At 73.8% G+C, this 16,092-nt stretch carries 15 protein-coding genes; 14 read left to right on the forward strand and 1 reads right to left on the reverse strand.

All coding sequences use genetic code 11. The features are described from left to right. From ABZ914_RS29920 to ABZ914_RS29930, 3 genes are all read left to right on the forward strand, one after another. The coding region (locus ABZ914_RS29920) for an alpha/beta fold hydrolase (protein WP_500197263.1) at positions 1-472 on the forward strand (472 nt) is incomplete at its 5' end. An 86-nt stretch (positions 473-558) separates the two neighbouring features. Then, positions 559-1,176, forward strand: a complete 618-nt coding sequence (locus ABZ914_RS29925; protein WP_500197264.1) for an NIPSNAP family protein — start codon at positions 559-561, stop codon at positions 1,174-1,176. A 42-nt stretch (positions 1,177-1,218) separates the two neighbouring features. Beyond that, entirely contained in the window at positions 1,219-2,283 is a 1,065-nt protein-coding gene (locus tag ABZ914_RS29930; RefSeq protein WP_500197266.1) for a DUF4037 domain-containing protein, read from the forward strand. Here ABZ914_RS29930 and ABZ914_RS29935 read toward each other — a convergent pair. Continuing rightward, positions 2,280-3,833, reverse strand: coding sequence for a PucR family transcriptional regulator (locus tag ABZ914_RS29935; protein WP_500197267.1), 1,554 nt, complete (start codon positions 3,831-3,833; stop codon positions 2,280-2,282). The two genes, ABZ914_RS29930 and ABZ914_RS29935, sit on opposite strands and share 4 nt — an antisense overlap. 202 nt (positions 3,834-4,035) lie before the next feature. Here ABZ914_RS29935 and uraD point away from each other — a divergent pair, with 202 nt between their 5' ends. From uraD to gcl, 11 genes are all read left to right on the forward strand, one after another. After that, positions 4,036-4,530, forward strand: a complete 495-nt coding sequence (gene uraD, locus ABZ914_RS29940; RefSeq protein ID WP_500197269.1) for a 2-oxo-4-hydroxy-4-carboxy-5-ureidoimidazoline decarboxylase — start codon at positions 4,036-4,038, stop codon at positions 4,528-4,530. Then, the gene (gene uraH / locus ABZ914_RS29945) at positions 4,527-4,841 is read left to right on the forward strand and encodes a hydroxyisourate hydrolase (RefSeq protein WP_500197270.1); all 315 of its coding nucleotides are present in this window, start codon (positions 4,527-4,529) and stop codon (positions 4,839-4,841) included. The genes uraD and uraH overlap by 4 nt, the downstream gene beginning before the upstream one ends. Before the next feature lie 4 nt (positions 4,842-4,845). Then, positions 4,846-5,712: a factor-independent urate hydroxylase gene (pucL, locus tag ABZ914_RS29950; RefSeq protein WP_500197272.1), complete on the forward strand. Its 867-nt coding sequence runs from the start codon at positions 4,846-4,848 to the stop codon at positions 5,710-5,712. Positions 5,713-5,721: 9 nt separating this feature from the next. Continuing rightward, a complete protein-coding gene (locus ABZ914_RS29955) occupies positions 5,722-6,594 on the forward strand; it encodes an FAD binding domain-containing protein (RefSeq protein ID WP_500197273.1) in 873 nt (290 codons plus the stop codon). Further along, entirely contained in the window at positions 6,594-7,079 is a 486-nt protein-coding gene (locus tag ABZ914_RS29960; RefSeq protein ID WP_500197275.1) for a (2Fe-2S)-binding protein, read from the forward strand. Before ABZ914_RS29955 ends, ABZ914_RS29960 begins: the two co-directional genes overlap by 1 nt. Continuing rightward, the gene (locus tag ABZ914_RS29965) at positions 7,076-8,428 is read left to right on the forward strand and encodes an 8-oxoguanine deaminase (protein ID WP_500197277.1); all 1,353 of its coding nucleotides are present in this window, start codon (positions 7,076-7,078) and stop codon (positions 8,426-8,428) included. The genes ABZ914_RS29960 and ABZ914_RS29965 overlap by 4 nt, the downstream gene beginning before the upstream one ends. After that, positions 8,429-10,783, forward strand: a complete 2,355-nt coding sequence (pucD, locus tag ABZ914_RS29970) for a xanthine dehydrogenase subunit D (RefSeq protein WP_500197278.1) — start codon at positions 8,429-8,431, stop codon at positions 10,781-10,783. 174 nt (positions 10,784-10,957) lie between these two features. After that, complete coding sequence (locus ABZ914_RS29975) at positions 10,958-12,403, forward strand: NCS2 family permease (RefSeq protein ID WP_500197280.1); 1,446 nt, start codon at positions 10,958-10,960, stop codon at positions 12,401-12,403. A 68-nt stretch (positions 12,404-12,471) separates the two neighbouring features. Continuing rightward, complete coding sequence (locus ABZ914_RS29980) at positions 12,472-13,275, forward strand: hydroxypyruvate isomerase family protein (RefSeq protein ID WP_500197281.1); 804 nt, start codon at positions 12,472-12,474, stop codon at positions 13,273-13,275. After that, entirely contained in the window at positions 13,272-14,180 is a 909-nt protein-coding gene (locus ABZ914_RS29985) for an NAD(P)-dependent oxidoreductase (RefSeq protein WP_500197283.1), read from the forward strand. Before ABZ914_RS29980 ends, ABZ914_RS29985 begins: the two co-directional genes overlap by 4 nt. Before the next feature lie 20 nt (positions 14,181-14,200). Beyond that, complete coding sequence (gene gcl, locus ABZ914_RS29990; RefSeq protein ID WP_500197285.1) at positions 14,201-15,916, forward strand: glyoxylate carboligase; 1,716 nt, start codon at positions 14,201-14,203, stop codon at positions 15,914-15,916. Positions 15,917-16,092 lie beyond the last annotated feature (176 nt).

Here is a 16,092-nt window from a genome sequence, read left to right on the forward strand (position 1 = left end):
CGCCCGCTACCCCGCCGAACTCGCCGTCTGGCAGCCTCCCGGCGGCGAGACCGAGGACGAGGTCGCGAAACGGTTCAGCGCCGCCCGGGTCGAGTTCATGGTCGGGAACGCGCGCCATCTCGCGGGGGCGGGGTTCGACGAGGCGGAGGCGCGGGCGGGGATCGAGCGGATCCACGACCGCGCCGACGTCACGTCCCGCGATCCGGGGGAGGCCCTGCGGGGAGACCTGATGGGGACGGCGTTCGCCGCGATGGACTGCACGCCGCGCTGGCGGGAGCGGCTCGGCTCCATCGCCGTGCCGACGCTGGTGGTGCACGGGGAGGACGACCCGTTCTTCCCGCTCGGCAACGGCCGCGCCCTCGCCGCCGAGATCCCCGGCGCGGAGCTTCTCGTCCTGCCGGGCATGGGCAACGAGCTTCCCCGGCGGACGTGGGGCGCGCTCGTCCCGGCGCTGGTCCGCCACACGTCCTGACCCGGCGGCGGAATGGCCCGAATCCGGCGGGAAATGGCCGGGATGCGGGTCGTGTGCGGCCGGGTGCCGCGGTGACGCTTGGGCCCGTGAACGTGATCGAGTTGCGGCAGTACAGGTTGCGCCCGGGGCGGCGGGACGAGCTGATCGAGCTGTTCGACCGGGAGCTGGTCGAGCCGCAGGAGGCGGCCGGCATGACCGTGCTCGGCCAGTTCCGGGACCTGGACGATCCGGACAGGTTCGTCTGGCTCCGGGCGTTCGAGGAGCTGGCGGGGCGGGGCGAGGCGCTGCGCGCGTTCTACTTCGGCCCGGTGTGGAAGGCGCATCGGGACCAGGCGAACGCGACGATGCTGGACTCGTCGGACGCGCGGCTGCTGCGGCCGCTGCGTCCGGTTCCCGAGCCGGGCCCGCGGCCGCCGGTCGGTGCCCGGGAGCCGGGCGGGCCGGTCTTCGCGTTCCTGTGGTCGTTCGGTGATCGGCTCGCGGAGGTCGAGCGGTCGATGCTGGACGAGGTCGTCCCGCTGTTCGGCCCGGACGCGCTGGCTCTGGCGACGCTGGAGGCGGAGAACGACTTCCCGGCGCTGCCCGTCCGGACGGGTGACGGCCACGTCGTCGTCATCGCCTCCCGCGAGGTGGAGCTTCCCGGCGGCGTGCCGGAGCCGCAGGTGCTGCGGCTGGCGCCGACGGGCCGGTCCGCGCTGCGCTGAATTGGTTGGCCCGGTCACCGTCCGGTCTGCTGGGGTGGGCGGGTGGACGGTCATCTGCAGGGCGCGGACCTGGCCCGCGCGTACTTCGACGATCTCGTGCGGCCGCTGCTGGACGCGCACTTCCCCGGCGTCCCGTACGCGGCGGCGCGGCTCGGGTCCGGTTCGGACGTGCTGGGGTTCGACGACGCCACGAGCCGAGACCACGACTGGGGCTGCCGCCTGACGCTGCTGCTGGACGACGCGGCGGCGGGCGCGGTCCCGGATGTGACGGCGATGCTGGAGCGGGAACTGCCGGACCGGTACGGCGGCCGCCCCGTGCGGTTCCCGGTCACCTGGGACCAGGCGGCGACGCACAAGGTGGAGGTCTCGACCGTCGCCGCGTTCTGCCGGTTCCGGCTGGGCGTCGACCCGACCGGCGGGCTGTCGGTGCTCGACTGGCTGTGCCTGGTGGGGCAGTGCGTCCTGGAGGTGACGGCGGGGCCGGTGTTCGCGGACGGGACGGCGTCGCTGGCCGGGATCCGCGAGATGCTCCGCCGCTATCCGCCGGACGTCGAGCGGTACGTCCTGGCGGCGTGGTGGCGGCGCGCGTCCCAGTGGATGCCGATCATCGGGCGGGCGGCCGAGCGCGGGGACGAGTCGGGGTCGCGGATCCTCGCCGCGCGGGTCGCGGAGGATCTGATCCGGCTGGCTTTCACGCTGTCGGGCGAGTGGGCGCCGTACGGGAAATGGCGCGGTACGGCCTTCAAGGAACTGCCCGTAGCGCGACGTTTGGCGGCCCCGCTCGATGTCGCGGTGGCCGCGCCGGAATGGCGGGAAAGGGAGGCGGCATTGGCTGAGGCCGCCGAGATCCTGCTGGACGTCCAGCGCGAGCGGGGTCTCCCGGCCCCCGGCAAGGCCGTCGTCCAGTTCTGGGACCGCCCGTACCGGACGGTGGATGACGCGGTCGCCGCCGAGCTGGCCGCCGGTATCACCGATCCCGAGGTCGCCGCGCTGCCGCCGTACGTCGGGTCCGTCGAGCAGTGGGTCGACAGCGTGGACGTCCTCGCCCATGCCGATCGCCGCGCCGCCCTCCAGGTCGCGTACCGCACGTGGATCGGCGGCGGTTAGGAGAGCCGGAGCGCGAGGAAGAAGTCGACGCGGTCCTCCAGCCGGGCGAGATCGCGGCCGGTGAGGTCCTGGATGCGCTGGATCCGGTACCGGACGGAATTGACGTGCAGATGCAGTTGTTCGGCGCACCGCGTCCATGACCCGGAGTTCTGCAGGAACGTCTCCAGGGTGCGGATCAGGTCGGCCTTGTGCACCTGGTCGTATCTGCGCAGCGGGTCGAGCAGCCGCACCTTGAACATCTGCCGGACGTCCTCCGGAACGGTCGCCAGCAGCAGGACGTGCGTGGCGAGTTCGTCGTGCCGGACGACGCACACCGGGTCGGTGCGGCCGGAGGCGAGCCGCCGCGCGTAGCGGGCCTCGTCCACGGCTCCCCGCAGTTCGCGGGCCCCGACGACGTCGCTGACGCCGACCGCGATCCCGGCGCCCGCCAGGCCCGGCGCGAGCGCGGCCAGCGCGGTCCGGACCGACGCGGCGACGTCCGGCACCGGCCCGCCGACCGCGGGACCGGCGGCGGACCAACGGCCGTCGGGCACCGGGACGAGCGCGATGGCCTCCTCGTCCAGCAGCCCCACGACGGGACGCGGGACGGGCATGACCTCGCCGAGGACGGACCGCAGCTCGCCGGGCCGCAGCGTCCCGCGCCCGGCGGCGGCGACCGCGACGTAGGAGGCGTGCGGGTCGAGCCCGGCCAGCTCCAGCCGCGGCAGGATCTCGTCGGCCGCCGCGGCGGACACCACCAGCCGGACGAGCTCCTGCGCGAGCCGCCCCTCGGCGCTGAGCCGGTCGTCCAGCCGGGCCCGTTCGAGCGCGGCGATCGCGGCGAGCTCGGTGGTGAGGGCGCGGCGCTCGGCGGGCCAGTCGGCGTGGTCGCCCTCGCAGGCGACGAACCAGTCCGCGACGCGGGAGGTGGTGTCCTCCGCCACCGGGAAGATCGTCACGCCGGCGGCGGCCAGGTGGTGCGGGAGCCGCGGCGCGGTGAGGAAGGCGCGGGCCAGCGCGGCGCCGTCGGGGGCGCCGGGCGGTCCGGCGACGACGCGTCCGGTTGCGGTCAGCACCCAGCAGCGCATCCCGAGGTCGCGGCCGACGAGGTCGAGGACGGCGCCGAGGCCGGCGCCCTCGCTCATCGCGGCGACGAGCCGGCGGTGCCGGTCCAGGACGGCGGTGAGGTCGGCGGCGCGCGCGCCGGACAGGTGCCTGACGACCTCCTCGGTGACCGTCGCGAACGCCACGTCCTCCGGGACCTTGAACAGCGGGATGCGGTGCCGGCGGCACGCGTCGACGAGATCGTCGGGGATGGTGCCCCTGGCGAGGTCCCAGGCCGCCAGCGCGGACACCCCGGCCTCGGCGAGCGCGCGCACGAACACCTCGGAGTCGGCCGGTCCGGACCGCCAGACCAGGCCGGTCAGCACCAGCTCCTTGCCGCCGAGGTACCGCCCGGGTTCCAGCAGGTCGGTGGTGACCACCCAGGTGATCACCCGGTCCAGCAGGTCGCCGCCGGTGACGACCTCCAGCCGCAGCTCCGGCATGTCGAGCAGCGCGCGCAGCTTCATAGAACCAGTTAACCCACCGTTCGGCGGGCCGGGTGTCAACGGTCCGGGGCCGCGATTGGAGCAACGCACGAAAACACCGGCGTGAGCGGGGTCACAGTTCGGACGTCCTGTCCCTTCACCCCGTCCCCGGTTGCCGTATCTACTGGCGGCAATGACTCGGACGGAACGACGCACACGCGAACGACGGGGAAGGGAGGCGCCGGTGGGGGAACGGCTCGACGTCACGGAGGGCGGGCTGCTGGCGTGCTGCGCGTCCCGCCGCTGGGCGGCCGAGGTCGCGGCCGGACGGCCTTACGCGGATCTCGCGGAGCTCCGGGCCGCCTCGGCGGCGGCGCTCGCGAGCCTGGACTGGGCCGATGTCGAGGAGGCGCTCGCCGCGCATCCCCGGATCGGCGACCGGGTGCGCGGCGAGGGGCGGGAGGCGGCGTGGTCGCGGGGCGAGCAGTCCGGGATGGACGCGGCGGCGGCGGAGCTGCGGGCGGCGCTGGTGGAGGGCAACCGGGCCTACGAGGAGCGGTTCGGGCACGTCTTCCTCATCTGCGCCACCGGCCTGAGCGCCGCCGAGATGCTCGCCGCGCTGCGCGACCGCCTGGGCGGCGACGCCGAGGCGGAGCGGGCGGCCGTCCGGACGGAGCTGGCGAAGATCGTCGACCTGCGGCTGGCCAGGCTCGCCGGCGGACCGGAGGGGGAGCGATGAGCCTGTCGACGCATGTGCTGGACGCGGCGAAGGGCCTGCCGGCGGCGGGGGTCGCGGTCAGGCTCGACCGGCGGGAGCCGGACGGGACGTGGACGCCGGTCGCCGCGGCCCGCACCGACGCCGACGGCCGGATCAAGGAGTGGGGCGCCGAGCCGGGCGCGGGCGTGCACCGGCTGACGTTCGACACGGCCGGGCTGTCCGACTTCTACCCGGAGGTCACCGTCGCGTTCACGATCGACGACGCCGGCCGGCACTACCACGTCCCGCTGCTGCTGAGCCCGTTCGCCTACTCGACCTACCGAGGGAGCTAGCCCGATGGCCATCGTTCTCGGCCCGAACCGCTACGGGAAGGCGGAGGTCCGCGTCGTCCGCGTCACCCGGGACGGCGGGACGCACCGCATCCGGGACCTGAACGTCGGGGTGTTCCTGTCCGGCGACATGGACGACGTGCACCTGACCGGCGACAACTCCGCCGTGCTGACGACGGACACGCAGAAGAACACCGTGTTCGCGTTCGCGAAGAAGTACGGGATCGGGGAGCCGGAGGAGTTCGGGCTGCTGCTGGCGCGGCATTTCGTGGACTCGCAGCCGACCGTCCACCACGCCCGCGTGCGGATCGAGGAGTACGCGTGGGACCGGATCACCGGCCCGCACTCGTTCGTCCGGGGCGGGACGGAGGTCCGGACGGCGCTGGTGCACAGCGACGGCTCGGACGGCGCCGAGTCGGTGGTGTCCGGCCTGACGGACCTGACCGTCCTGAACTCCACCGGCAGCGAGTTCCACGGGTTCGTCCAGGACGAGTTCACGACCCTTGAACCGACCGATGACCGCATCCTCGCGACGGCGGTGACGGCGCAGTGGCGGCATCGCGGTACCGGCTCGGACTGGGACGGGTCGTACGCGGCCGCCCGCGCTGCCCTGCTGGACGCGTTCGCGACGACGCACAGCCTGTCGCTGCAGCAGACGCTCTACGCGATGGGCCGCCGCGTGCTGGAGGAGCGGCCGGAGCTGTGCGAGGTGCGGCTGTCGATGCCGAACAAGCACCACTTCCTGGTCGACCTGGAGCCCTTCGGGATGGACAACGACAACGAGGTCTACTTCGCGGCGGACCGCCCGTACGGGCTGATCGAGGGCACCGTGCTCACCGACGACGCCCCGGACGCCCCGTCCGCGTGGCAGTGAGGAGACGGCATGGAGTTCCTGCGCCCGGCGACCTGGGCGGACGCCCTGGCCGCGAAGCGCGAGACGCCGGCGGCGCTGCCGATCCAGGGCGGCACCGACGTCATGGTGGAGATCAACTTCGACGTGCACCGGCCGGCGGCGCTGCTGGACCTGAACCGGGTCCTGGAGCTGGCCGAGTGGGACGAGGCGGACGGCCGCATCCGGATCGGCGCCGGCGTCCCGTACGCGCGGGTGATCCGCGAGCTGGGGGACCGGCTGCCGGGCCTGGCCCAGGCGTCCCGGACGATCGGTTCCCCGCAGATCCGCAACCGCGGCTCGATCGGCGGCAACCTCGGGGCCGCGTCGCCTGCGGGCGACAGCCATCCGCCGCTGCTGGCGGGGGACGCGGTGATCGAGGTGGAGTCGGCGGAGCGCGGCGTCCGGATGATCCCGGCGACGGAGTTCTACCTGGGCGTGAAGCGGAACGCGCTGGAGCCGGACGAGCTGATCCGCGCGGTCTGGACCGCTCCCGCGCCCGGCCCGCAGTACTTCTCCAAGATCGGCACGCGGAACGCGATGGTGATCGCGGTGTGCTCGTTCGCGGTCGCGCTGCATCCCCGCGAGCGCCGCGTCGGCACCGGCGTCGGCTCCGCCGCCCCCACGCCGCGCCGCGCCACCGCCGCCGAGGAGTTCATCTCCGGCGAGCTCGACTGGGACGGCCGCGGTCCGCTGCCCGACGCGGCGGCGCGGCGGTTCGGTGAGCTGGTCCGCGAGGCCGCCGCGCCGATCGACGACGTGCGCGGCACCGCCGGCTACCGCAGGCACGCCCTGGCGGTGATGGCGCGCCGCACGCTGACCTGGGCCTGGAACGAGCACCGCGCGAAGCGAAGGGAGGCGTCCTGATGCGCGTCAACGTCACCGTCAACGGCTCGCAGGAGACCGTCGACGATGTGTGGGAGGGCGAGAGCCTGCTCTACATGCTGCGGGAGCGGATGGGGCTCCCCGGTTCGAAGAACGCCTGCGAGCAGGGCGAATGCGGCTCCTGCACGGTCTATCTGGACGGCGTCCCGGCCTGCGCGTGCCTGGTCGCGGCGGGCCAGGTCGAGGGGCGCGAGGTCCGCACCGTCGAGGGACTGGCGGAGGGGCAGCCGGGCGACGAGCGGCTCGACCCCGTGCAGCAGGCGTTCCTGGAGACGGGCGCGGTCCAGTGTGGGTTCTGCACGCCCGGCCTGATCGTCCAGTCCCACGACCTGATCGCACGCAACCCCGCGCCGTCCGACGCCGAGATCCGCGAGGCGCTGGCCGGCAACCTGTGCCGCTGCACCGGCTACGAGAAGATCCTCGACGCGGTGCGGCTGGCGGCCCGGCGAAAGGCTGCACTCACGTGACGACCATCATCGAGAACGCGCACGTCGTGACCGTGTCCGGGGACGAGCACCCCGGCGGGCACCTCGTGATCGAGGGCGACCGGATCACCGCCGTCGGCGCCGGCCCCGCCCCGCGGGTCGCGGGCGCCGACCGGATCGACGGGACCGGCTGCCTCGCCACCCCCGGCCTCGTCAACGCGCACCACCACCTGTACCAGTGGGCGAGCCAGGGCCTCGCGACCGACAGCACGCTGTTCGAATGGCTCACCACGCTCTACAAGCCGTGGTCGAAGATGGACGCCGAGGTCGTCGCGGGCGCCGCGAGCGCCGGGCTCGGCTGGCTCGCCAAGTCCGGCTGCACGACCGCGTCCGACCACCACTACCTGTTCCCGCGCGGGCGCGGCGACCTGTTCGCCGCGGAGATCGAGGCGGCCGCGGAGCTGGGCGTCCGGTTCCAGCCGTGCCGCGGCTCGATGGACCGGGGCGCGTCGCAGGGCGGCCTCCCGCCGGACGAGGTCGTCGAGGACCTCGACACGATCCTCACCGAGACCGCGGCGGCCATCGACCGCCACCACGACGCCTCGTTCGGCTCGATGCTGCGGATCTCGGTCGCGCCGTGCTCGCCGTTCTCCGTCACCCGCGACCTGCTCGTCCGGTCCGCCGAACTGGCGCGCGAGAAGGGCGTCCGGCTGCACACCCACCTCGCCGAGACCCTCGACGAGGAGGAGCACACCACCGAGCACTTCGGCATGACCCCGACCGAGTACCTCGACTCGATCGGCTGGCTCGGCCCGGACGTGTGGCTCGCGCACTGCGTCCACCTGCACGACACCGACATCAAGCGGCTCGCCGAGACCGGCACCGGCACCGCGCACTGCCCGAGCTCCAACGCCCGGCTCGGCGCCGGCATCGCCCGCGTCGCGCACCTGCTGGAGGCGGGCGCGACGGTCGGGCTGGGCGTGGACGGGTCGGCGTCGGCGGAGCTCGTCCCGCTCGCCGGGGAGATCCGGCAGGCGGTCTACATGCAGCGCGCCCGCTACGGCCCGGACGCGCTGACCGCCCGGCAGGCGCTGGAGATGGCGACCCTCGGCGGCGCCCGCTGCCTCGGCCGCGAGGACGAGATCGGCACCCTCGAACCCGGCAAGCTCGCCGACGTCGCGCTGTGGCGGGTCGACGGGTTCCACGCCGCCGTCGACGATCCGGTGGTCGCGTTCGCGTTCGGCGGCACCCCGCCGCTGGAGCGGCTGCTCGTCGGCGGCCGGACCATCGTCGCCGGCGACACGCTCGTCTCCGTCCCGCAGGACGTGGTCGGGCGGCGCGGCGCCGACGCGCACCGGCGCCTCATGCGGCTCGCGGAGGAGGTCCTCTAGATGGCGTCTCCGGTCAGGACACCCGGCCATGTCGCCGCCCCGGGGGACGGCGGCGTCGGCGACAGCCCGCTGCGCCCCGACGGCGCCCTCAAGGTCGCCGGCGAGTTCGCGTACGCGTCCGACCTGTGGATGGACGGGATGCTGTGGGGCGCGACGCTGCGCAGCCCGCACCCGCGCGCCCGCATCCGCGCGATCGACATCGGCCCCGCGCTGGCGGTGCCGGGCGTGCACGCCGTCCTCACCCACGAGGACGTCCCCGGCAAGAAGGTGTACGGGGAGGACCACACGGAGGACCAGCCCGTCCTCGCGATCGGCGAGGTCCGGCACCAGGGCGAGCCGGTGGCGGTCGTCGCCGCCGACCATCCGGAGACCGCGCGGCGCGCCATGGAGCGCATCGCCGTCGACTACGAGGTGCTGGAGCCGATCACCGACCCGCGCGCGGTGATCGCCGACCCGGAGGGGCTGAAGGTGCAGCCGCTCGGCGGCATCACCCGGTACCAGCCGGTCCGGGTCGGGGACGTCGACGCCGCGCGCGCTCAGGCCGAGGTCGTGGTGGCGGAGGAGTTCGAGGTCGGCATCCAGGACCAGGCGTTCCTCGGACCGGAGGCGGGACTGGCGGTCCCGGCCGAGGACGGCGGCGTCGACCTGTACGTGTCCACGCAGTGGATCCACAACGACCTGGCGCAGATCGCGCCGTGCCTCGGCCTGGACGAGTCACAGGTGCACATGACCCTCGCCGGGGTCGGCGGCGCGTTCGGCGGCCGCGAGGACCTCTCGGTGCAGATCCACGCGGCGATGCTCGCGCTGCACACCGGCAGGCCGGTGAAGATGTCGTACAACCGGTACGAGTCGTTCTTCGGGCACGTCCACCGGCATCCCGCGTTCATGCGGTACGAGTACGGCGCCACGGCGGACGGGAAGCTCGTCTACGCCGACGTCGAGATCATCCTGGACGGCGGCGCGTACACCTCGTCCACGCGGAACGTCACGGGGAACGCCGCGTCGCTCGGCGTCGGCCCGTACGAGATCCCGAACATCAGGATCGACGCGTACGGGGTCTACACCAACAACCCGCCGTGCGGCGCGATGCGCGGGTTCGGCGCGGTGCAGGCGTGCTTCGCCTACGAGTCGATGATGGACAGGCTCGGCGCGGCCTGCGGGCTGGGCCCGCTGGAGATCCGCCGCCGCAACGCCGTCTCGCAGGGGTCGCGGCTCGCGACGGGGCAGGTCATCGAGTCGCCGGCGCCGCTCGCGGAGATGCTGACGCGGCTGGAGGCCATGCCGATGCCGCCCGCGTGCGACCCGTCCGACCTCCGGAACCTGCCGGGCGGCGCGTCCCAGACCACGCACGGCGAGGGCGTGGTGCGCGGCGTCGGCTACGGCGTCGGCATCAAGAACATCTGCTTCTCCGAGGGCTTCGACGACCTGTCCACCGCCCGCGTCCGGCTGGAGGTCATCGGCGGCGAGCCGACCGCGCTCGTGCACACCGCCGCCGCCGAGGTCGGCCAGGGGCTCGTCACCGTCCAGGCGCAGATCGCACGGACGGAGCTCGGCGTCCAGAAGGTCACCATCGCCCCGGCGGACGACCGGGTCGGCGACGCCGGCTCGTCCAGCGCGTCCCGCCAGTCGTACATGTCCGGCGGCGCCGTCAAGACCGCCTGCGAGGCCGTCCGCGCCGAGCTGCTCGCGCGCGCCGCCCGCCGCTACGGGCACGGCGACCTCTCCATCGCCGGCGGGAAGATCGTCTCGCGGGCGGCCGGGGTGCTCGGCGGCATCGAGGACGTCCTCGGCGGCGACGCCATCGAGGAGACCCGCGAGTACCACCACCGGCCCACCACCGCCATGGACCCGGTCACCGGGCAGGGCACCACCCACACCCAGCTCGCGCTGTGCGTGCACCGCGCCGTCGTCGACGTGGACGTGGACCTCGGCCTGGTCAAGGTGGTCGAGATGGCCGCCGTCCAGGACGTCGGCAGGATCCTCAACCGGCTGTCGCTGGAGGGCCAGATCCACGGCGGCTCCGCGCAGGGCCTCGGCCTCGCCGTGATGGAGGAGATCGTCGTGTCCGGCGGCGTCGTCCGCAACCCGTCCTTCACCGACTACCTCATCCCGACCATCCTCGACATGCCGCCGATGCGGCTCGACATCCTCGAATACCCCGACCCGGACGCCCCCTACGGGCTCCGCGGCGCCGGGGAGCCGCCCACGCTGTCCTCCACGCCCGCGATCGTCGCGGCCGTCCGCGACGCCACGGGCCGGGCGCTCACCCGCGTGCCGATCCGCCCGGAGCACGTGTCCCTACCGACCTCCTGCGGGGAGCCCGCGCCCTCCGGCGTCCAGGAGACCTCCGGCTAGCGACCGGTCGGCAGGGGGCGGCCCGCGCTCCGTTCTCGGGGGACGGCGCGGGCGGCCCGCCCCACAACCGCACCAGATCGGCGAACGGGCGGCCCGGCGGGCCGGTCCGGTGGTCGATCACGCCCCCGTGCTCGCCCGGGGGCGGCCCCGGACCCCGGAAAGAGGGGATGCACCGTGACCGAGACCCGAGAGAGGCTTCCGGAGAAGCCGCCCGCCCCCGGCCGTTCCGCGCTCGACCGCCTCTTCGACCTGCGCGGGCGGGGCACGACCGTCGCCCGCGAGGCGCGCGGCGGGCTCACCACCTTCGTCGCGATGGCCTACCTGGTCATCCTCATCCCGCTGATCATCGGTGACGCGAAGGACGTCACCGGCGCCACCCTGGACCCGGCGCAGCTCACCACCATGGTCGCGCTGTCGGCCGGGCTGTCCACGCTGCTGATGGGCCTGGTCGGCAACGCGCCGCTGGCGATGGCGGCCGGGCTCGGCGTCACCCCGATCGTGGTGTTCCAGGCGGCGCCGCACATGACCTGGCCGCAGGCGATGGGCCTGGTCGTGCTGGAGGGCGCGGTGATCGTGCTGTTCGCGCTCACCGGGATCCGGCAGCTGATCATGGACGCGATCCCGCTGGCGATCAAGCAGGCGATCGGCGTCGGGATCGGCGCGTTCATCGCGCTGATCGGGCTGGTGGACGCCGGTTTCGTCGGCCACCACGACACCGCGTCCACGCCCGTCCAGCTCGGCGTGTTCGGGCAGCTCGTCGGCTGGCCGGTGCTGGTGTTCTGCGCCGGCCTGGTGCTGACGCTCGTGCTGTTCGTCCGCAGGGTGCCGGGCGCGATCCTCATCGGCATCGTCGCCGCGACCGTGTTCGCCGTCGTCGTCGACAAGGTCGCGAAGGTGGACCCGAAGTCCTGGGGCGCGGTCGAGCCGAAGCTGCCGCACTCGGTCGTCGCGACGCCCGACTTCGGGCTGCTGTTCAAGGTCGACCTGTTCGGCGGGTTCGGCCGGGCCGGCGCCGTCACCGCGACCGTGGTGCTCTTCACGCTGGTGCTGTCCGGGTTCTTCGACGCGATGGGGACGATCCTCGGCGTCTGCGAGGAGGCCGGGATGACCGACGAGAACGGCCGGCTCCCGGGCCTCGGCCGCATCCTCACCGTGGACGGGTTCGGCGCGATCGTCGGCGGCGGCGTGAACGGGTCAGCGAACACGGCGGTCGTGGAGTCGGCCGCGGGCGTCGCCGAGGGCGCCCGCACCGGACTCGCGAGCGTCGTCACCGGCCTGCTGCTCACCGCGCTGATCTTCCTGACGCCGCTCGCCGGGGTCGTCCCGGTCGGCGCCGCCGCGCCCGCGCTGGTCGTGGTCGGCGCGCTGATGATGGCGCACGCCCGCAAGATCGACTGGGCCGACCTGGAGATCGCGATCCCGGCGTTCCTGACGATCGTGCTGATGCCGTTCACCTACTCGATCACGGTCGGCGTCGCCGCCGGCGTGCTCGTCCACACCCTGTTGAAGGTGGCGCGCGGGAGGTTCGCGGAGATCCACTGGCTGCTGTATCCGCTGTCGCTGGTCTTCGTCGCCTACTTCGCGCTCCATCCGATCGAGGAAGCCCTCGGGATCGGTTGAGGCCGCGAGAGGAGAGACGAGGAACATGGCAGCCGGAAGAGCCACCGGAGTTCGAAGGAGGCCGCGTGATGAGCCGTGAGTGGGCCGTCAACTGCTCGATCCTGTTCACCGACCTGCCGCTGCCGGAGCGGCCCGCCGCCGCGAAGGACGCCGGGTTCGACGCCGTCGAGTTCTGGTGGCCGTGGCCGGGCGTGCCCGTGCCGACCGCGTCGCAGGAGGACGCGTTCTGCCAGGCCGTCGAGGACGCGGGCGTCCGGCTCATCGCCCTGAACCTGTACGCGGGCGACATGCCGGCGGGGGAGCGGGGCGTGCTGTCGGACCCGGCGCGCGCCGCCGAGTTCCGCGCGAGCGTGGACGTCACCGCCCGCATCGCCGAGCGGACGGGCGTCCGGATGTTCAACGCGCTCTACGGGCAGCGCCTCGACGGCGTCGCCGCGTCCGAGCAGGACCGCGTCGCCGTCCAGAACCTCGCCCACGCCGCCCGCGAGGTCGGCGCGTTCGGCGGGACGCTGCTCATCGAGCCGCTCGCGCGCGGCCTGAACGGCGCCTACCCGCTGGAGACCGCCGCCGACGCGATCGCCGTCGTCGAGCGCGCCCGCGCGGCCGGGGCCGCGAACGTCAGGTTCCTGCTCGACACGTTCCACCTGGTCAGCAACGGCGACGACGTGGCGGGGGCCGCCCGCCGGTACGCCGCCGACATCGGCCACGTGCAGATCGCCGACGCCCCCGGCCGCGGCCGCCCCGGCACCGGCGGGATCGACTTCGGCGCGCTGTTCGCCCTCCTCGACGAGATCGGCTACACGGGCCGGATCGCCCTGGAGTACGTGGATCCGCGGCCCGACTTCGCATGGATGGAGAAACATCGCACATGAGCACGATCGGATTCATCGGCCTCGGTGTCATGGGCTCCCCGATGGCGGTCCACCTGGTCCGCGCGGGCCACGATGTGACCGGCTACGACGTCGTCCCGAAGGGCGTGGACGCGCTGGTCGCCGCGGGCGGGTCGGCGGCGTCCGGGGTGCCCGGCGCGGTCGCCGGCGCCGAGGTCGTCGCCACGATGCTGCCGCAGGACGAGCACGTCGAGGCCGTGTACTTCGGCCCGGACGGCGTCCTGGAGAACGCCGCGCCCGGCGCGCTGTGCGTCGACTTCTCCACGGTCCGCCCGGAGACGTCCGCCAGGGTCGCCGAGGCGGGCCGCGAGCGCGGGCTGCGGGTGCTGGACGCGCCGGTCAGCGGCGGCGAGCGGGGCGCGCGGGACGCCGTCCTGTCGATCATGGTCGGCGGGGACGAGGCGGACGTCGCCGCCGCCGCGCCGGTGTTCGAGGCGGTCGGCGCGACCGTCGAGCGGGTCGGCGGCAGCGGCGCCGGGCAGTACGTCAAGGCCGCCAACCAGCTCGTCGTCGGCGGCACGTACGCGCTGGTCGCCGAGGCGATCGTGCTGATGGAGGCGGCCGGCGTGGACGCCCGCGCCGGCCTCGAGGTGATCGCCGGCGGGCTCGCCGCCAGCCGGGTCCTCGACCTCAAGCGCGCGTCGATGCTGGCCCGCGAGTTCGCCCCCGGCTTCCGCATCGACCTGCACCACAAGGACATGGGCATCGCGACCGCCGCCGCCCGCTCCGCCGGCGTGGCGCTGCCGATGACGGGCATGGTCGCCCAGCTCGTCGCCGCCGCCCGCGCGAAGGGCTACGGCTCACTGGACCACTCCGCGCTGCTGAAGGTCGTCGAGGACCTCTCCGGCCGCCCGGCCCGCCCCGATTCCGGTCCCACCGCCGCCTGACCCCGAAAGGAGACACGGACATGCCGAAGATGCCCGTCATGCGAGCGGTGGTCGAGGTCCTCAAGTCCGAGGGCGTGGACGTCGTCTACGGCTGCCCCGGCGCCGCGATCCTGCCGCTCTACAAGGCGATGGAGGAGGACGGCGGGATCGCGCACCTGATCGTCCGGCACGAGGAGGGCGCGGCGCACATGGCCGACGGCTGGTCCCGCACGACCGGCGGCGTCGGCGTCGCGATCGGCACCTCCGGGCCCGCCGGCACCAACATGATCACTGGCCTGTACACCGCGCACGCCGACTCCGTCCCGATCCTGTGCGTCACTGGGCAGGCCGCGTCGGACCGGCTGCACCAGGAGGCGTTCCAGGCCGTCGACATCGTGTCGGTCGCCGAGCCCGTCACCAAGTGGGCGGTGCAGGTGAAGGAGGCCGCGCAGGCGCCGTGGATCTTCCGGGAGGCGTTCCGGACCGCGCGCAGCGGCCGCCCCGGGCCCGTCCTGATCGACCTGCCGGTCGACGTGCAGCAGGAGATGATCGAGTGGGACGCCGCGATCGACGCGCCGCTGCCGGTCGCGGCGGTCGAACCGCACCTCCCGCGCGTCGAGAAGGCCCTCGACCTGCTGCTGGCCGCCGAGCGCCCGCTGATCCTCGCGGGCGGCGGCGTGATCCTCGCCGACGCGCACGCCGAGCTGGTCGAGCTGGCCGAACTGCTGCAGGTGCCCGTCCAGGCCACGCTGATGGGCAAGGGCGCGATGGACGAGGACCACCCGCTGTACGCGGGGATGACCGGCGTGCAGACCTCGCAGCGGTACGGCAACGCCTCCTTCCTCGAATCGGACCTCGTGCTGGCGCTGGGCGCCCGGTTCGGCGACCGGCACACCGGGCGGCTCGACGTCTACCGCGCGGGGCGGACGTTCATCCACGTCGACATCGAGCCCACCCAGATCGGGAAGGTGTTCGGCCCGGACCTCGGGATCGTGTCCGACACCCGGCTGTTCCTCCGCGCGCTGCTCGGCCTGGCGCGCGAGCGCGGCGCGGGCCGTCCGGCCGGGGAGTGGGCGGCGCGCGTCCGCGAGCTGAAGGCGACGCTGACCCGGCGCGACGACTTCGACGCCGTCCCGATCAAGGCGCCCCGCGTCTACAAGGAGATCAACGAGTTCTACGGCCCCGACACCTACTTCGTCACCGCGATCGGGCTGTACCAGATCTGGGGCGGGCAGCACCAGAAGGCGCCGAAGCCCCGGCACTACCAGGTGTGCGGGCAGGCCGGCCCGCTCGGCTGGGAGATCCCCGCCGCGATCGGCGTGAAGACGGCCCTCGCCCGCACCGAACCGGACGCGGAGGTCGTCGGGATCGTCGGCGACTACTCGTTCCAGTTCCTCGTGGAGGAGCTCGCGGTGGCCGCGCAGTACGACGTGCCGTTCGTGATCGTCATGCTGAACAACGAGTACCTCGGCCTGATCCGCATGGCGGAGGACCACGGCGGCTATGACATGAACTACCAGGTCGATTTGCGCTACGACGAGCACGGCACCGACAACGTCAAGATCATGGAGGCGTACGGCTGCGCGGGCCGCCGGGTGCGGGAGCCCGATGAGATCCGGCCCGCGCTGGAGTGGGCGCGCAAGGAGGCCGCCCGCACGTCAAGGCCGGTGCTGGTCGAGATCATGATCGAGCGGGAGGCCGACACCGCCAACGGCGTGCGGATCGACGACGTCCGCGAGTACGAGCCCGTCCCATGACCGTCCCGTAACCGTCCGACCCGTCCCGTAACCGTCCGAGCCCGTCCGGCGCCGCGTCCGCCGCCGGCGGATCCGCCTCGAGAGGAGCCGCGTGACCTACGACCTGGTGATCCGCACCGGGCGGGCCGTCCTGCCGGACGGCGAGCGCCCCGCCGCCGTCGCCGTCGCGGGCGGCC

The organism is Spirillospora sp. NPDC046719 (assembly GCF_040645715.1).
Lineage (GTDB): Bacteria > Actinomycetota > Actinomycetes > Streptosporangiales > Streptosporangiaceae > Spirillospora.